Source organism: Kitasatospora sp. NPDC004799 (genome assembly GCF_040609095.1).
Classification (GTDB): Bacteria; Actinomycetota; Actinomycetes; order Streptomycetales; family Streptomycetaceae; genus Kitasatospora.
On sequence record NZ_JBEXJK010000622.1, the window covers coordinates 1 to 3,233 of the forward strand.

The 3,233-nt window shown below is 71.7% G+C and carries 2 protein-coding genes and 1 pseudogene; 1 reads left to right on the top strand and 2 read right to left on the bottom strand.

What is annotated here, in order from left to right:
* Nucleotides 1-91 precede the first annotated feature (91 nt).
* Nucleotides 92-1,327 carry an aminotransferase class I/II-fold pyridoxal phosphate-dependent enzyme gene (locus tag ABZW03_RS39015; RefSeq protein WP_355269345.1) on the bottom strand — a complete coding sequence of 412 codons (1,236 nt, stop codon included), beginning with the start codon at nt 1,325-1,327 and terminating at the stop codon, nt 92-94.
* Between the two features lie 2 nt (nt 1,328-1,329).
* Nucleotides 1,330-2,292, bottom strand: a complete 963-nt coding sequence (locus ABZW03_RS39020; RefSeq protein WP_355269346.1) for a CoA ester lyase — start codon at nt 2,290-2,292, stop codon at nt 1,330-1,332.
* Nucleotides 2,293-2,551: 259 nt separating this feature from the next.
* Between ABZW03_RS39020 and ABZW03_RS39025 the strand changes: the two are divergent.
* Nucleotides 2,552-3,233, top strand: a pseudogene (locus ABZW03_RS39025) (XRE family transcriptional regulator); the annotation flags it as partial.

A 3,233-nucleotide genomic window follows, 5' to 3' on the forward strand; every position in this document is an offset into this window, starting at 1 on the left:
GCCACCAGATACGACAAGACCCGCGAGTCCTACCAGGCCGCCGTCACCATCGCCTCAATCCTGCTCTGGATCTGATCTTTGAAGACGATCTCTAGAGGTCGGCGGTGAGTTCCTTGACGTGCCCGGCGAACTCGCGGATCAGCTGCTCGTCCATGTCGGCGCGCAGCATCAGCCGGAGCCCGGCCTCGCCCTTGGGCACGATCGGGAAGAACACCGCCGAGCTGTAGAAGCCGCGTTCGAAGAGCTGGGCGGAGAGCTTGACCGCGCGCTCGCCCTCCCCGACGTCGACCCGGCGCACCGGCAGGCCGTTGCCCGCGAAGGTGGTCGGCAGCAGCTCGTCGAAGAGCTCGATGTTGCGGGCCAGTTTCGCCTGGAGCTCGCCCAGTTCGGGGGAGCGGTGGATGGCCGCGCTGGCCAGCGAGGCGCCGACCATCGGCAGCGGGATGTTCTGCGACCAGCCGATCGGGCCGGCGTGCCGGTGCAGGAACTCGAACTGCTCGCGGTTGCCGAGCATCGCGACGCCGCCGCTGGTGCCGAAGGCCTTGCCGAGGCTCGCGGTGATCACCGTCAGCGGGTTCATCTCCAGCCGGGAGCGGACGTAGCCCTCGCCGCGCTCGCCCGCGATGGACAGCGAGTGGGAGTCGTCGATGTAGAGGAACAGCCCGTAGCGGTCCTGGAGTTCGAGCAGTCCGTCGAGGGCCGCGGTGCCGCCCATCGAGTAGGCGCCGTCGGCTACGTAGGCGACCCGCGGGTACTTGCGGCAGATGTCCTCGAGGTAGTTCAGGTCGTTGTGCGGACAGGTCAGCACCAACGACTCGTCCGCGCAGACCGGCTTCATGTACGCCATGCAGAAGTGGCAGAAGCGGTCGAAGACCATCACCCGGGGCCCGCCGCCGCCCTGACAGGTGCCGTCCAGGTGGCCGGAGGCGATCAGCGGCAGGATGCCGGCGGTGAGCGTGGTACAGGACGCGCCCGGCAGGATGTGGGCGCCGAACAGCTCGCCCAGCTCCTCCTCCAGTCGCACCAGCAGGTTGTGCCGGATCCGGGTGGTGGAGAGGACCAGCGAGGTGCCGCGGGTCTCGGTCAGCGCGTCCACCGCACCGGCCAGGACCGCGGGGTGGTTGTTCAGGCCCAGGTACGAGCAGGAGACCATGTTGGCGAACTCGTGGCCGGTCTCGCGGACGATCAGCCGGTTGTTGGACTCCGAGTCCGCGGTGATGCCGATCAGGCCGTTGGCGGCGGCCGCCTGCCACACCGGGTCGGCGGCGGCCAGCATGGCCTCGGCGTTGCGGTACCGGCGCGGGCCGAGGATGGTGTCTTCGGTCATCGTCACTTCTCCGTCATGGTCGGGATGTCGGTGGGCGAGTCGCCCTGAGGGTGGTGCGAACCGCGGGGCTGGGACGGGACGCCGGGCTGGGACGGGACGTGGGGCTGCGGCGGGACGTCGGGCCGGGCCGGGTCGAACTGCTCGATCAGGCGCTGGGAGGCCTCGAAGAACGGCATGCCGACCATCACCCCGTCCACGACGGTGACCGAGCGGCCGGTCTCCAGGCCCGCCGCGACCACCCGGCGGGCGCGCTCCAGCAGTTCCTCGTCCGGGCTGAACGTCTCGTTGATCAGCGCGAGTTGGCGCGGGTGGACGGCGATCTTGCCGCTGAACCCGAAGTCCCGGGCGAGCCCGGCCTCCCGGCGCAGTCCGGCGAGGTCGGTGACCTCGAAGAACGGGGCGTCCATCGCCTCCACGCCCGCGCCGCGGGCGCTGTTGACCACCCGGGCGCGGGCGTGGGCCAGGGCCTCCCAGGAGAGCCGGGCGCCGACCGCGAAGGTGTAGTCCGCCGAGCCGAAGACCAGCCCGCGCAGCCGGTGCCCGGCGGCCGCGATGGCGGGCGCGTGCTCGATGCCCAGCGGGGTCTCCACGACGGCCAGGAACTCCGTCTCCGGGCAGTCCGCGCCGAGCGCGCCGGCGGCGATCTCGATGTCCCGGGGGGACTCGGCCATCGGGATCAGCACCAGGTCCGGCTTGACCCGGTACCGGGCGATGGCGATCAGGTCGCGCAGACCGTCCGGTCCGGAAAGGGTGTTGATGCGTACCGCGCTGCGCGCGAGCTTGGTGGACGGCAGCGCGAAGAACTCCTCCGCGAGCCGACGGGCCTCCTCCTTTCGGGCGGGTGGGACCGAATCCTCCAGATCGACCATGGCGATGTCGGCCCCGGACTGGTGGCTCTTGGTGTACCGCTCCACCGCCATCGCAGGTGTGGACAGGAGGGAACGGCAGTACCGCGTGAACTTCATGGACATCTCCGAAGTCAGCGAGGGCTGCGGGTTCCGGTTCTATCCCACCGGCTTTGTTCGGCGCCGTACGGCTGGACATTGAACATCAACTCGGAACAACCGACCCGCACGCACCATTGTTTGACGCCAATGGTGCTGTGCATGATGAATCACCGGGGGGGATCGGCACGGGACACGCGCGGCGCGTGTGACGGGTGGGAACCCCTGGGTTCGAGAACAGCGATTCAGAACACCGAATCAACGGAGAAGGGGGGCCGTCGTGCCGCGTCGGGAAAGTCCGCTGGATCCCGGGGACGGGCCGCTGCTGCGCTTCGCGGGTGATCTGCGGGCCCTGCGGGCGCGCGCGGGAAGTCCGCCGTACCGTCAACTCGCCCTCCGGGCGCACTGCTCGGCGGCCAGCCTGTCGGTCGCCGCGGGCGGCCGGCGGCTGCCCAGCCTCGCCGTCACCCTCGGCTACGTGCAGGCCTGCGGCGGGGACGTGCGGGAGTGGCGGCACCGCTGGCAGCTGCTCGCCGCCGAACTGGCCGCCGACACCGCCGCCCGGCGGCGCGCCCAGGACGTCGGACGGGCCCCCTACCCGGGGGCGGCGGCGTTCGAGGCGGTGGACGCCGAGCGCTTCTTCGGCCGCGAGGTGCTGCTGGAGCGGCTGGTCGCGCTGCTGGCCCAGCGGCGGCTGGTGGTCCTCTCCGGGCCGTCCGGGGCGGGCAAGTCCTCGCTGGTCAGAGCCGGTCTGCTGGCGCGGCTCGGCGGTGTTCCGGCCGGCCGAGCCGGAGCCGGAGCCGGAGCCGCATCCGGAGCCGGTGTCCCGGTGGCGCTGCTGACCCCCGGCGAACGGCCGATGGAGGCGTACGCGCTCGCGCTGGCCCGGCTCGGACAGCGGACCGGCGACGCGGCGCGCGGCGCGGCCGGCGCGGCGGCCGGCGACCCGGTGCTGGTGGTGG

Coding starts and splice junctions, on each gene's coding strand:
- ABZW03_RS39015 (WP_355269345.1), bottom strand. CDS start 1,327: ATGACCGAAGACACCATCCTCGGCCCGCGCCGGTACCGCAACGCCGAG.
- ABZW03_RS39020 (WP_355269346.1), bottom strand. CDS start 2,292: ATGAAGTTCACGCGGTACTGCCGTTCCCTCCTGTCCACACCTGCGATG.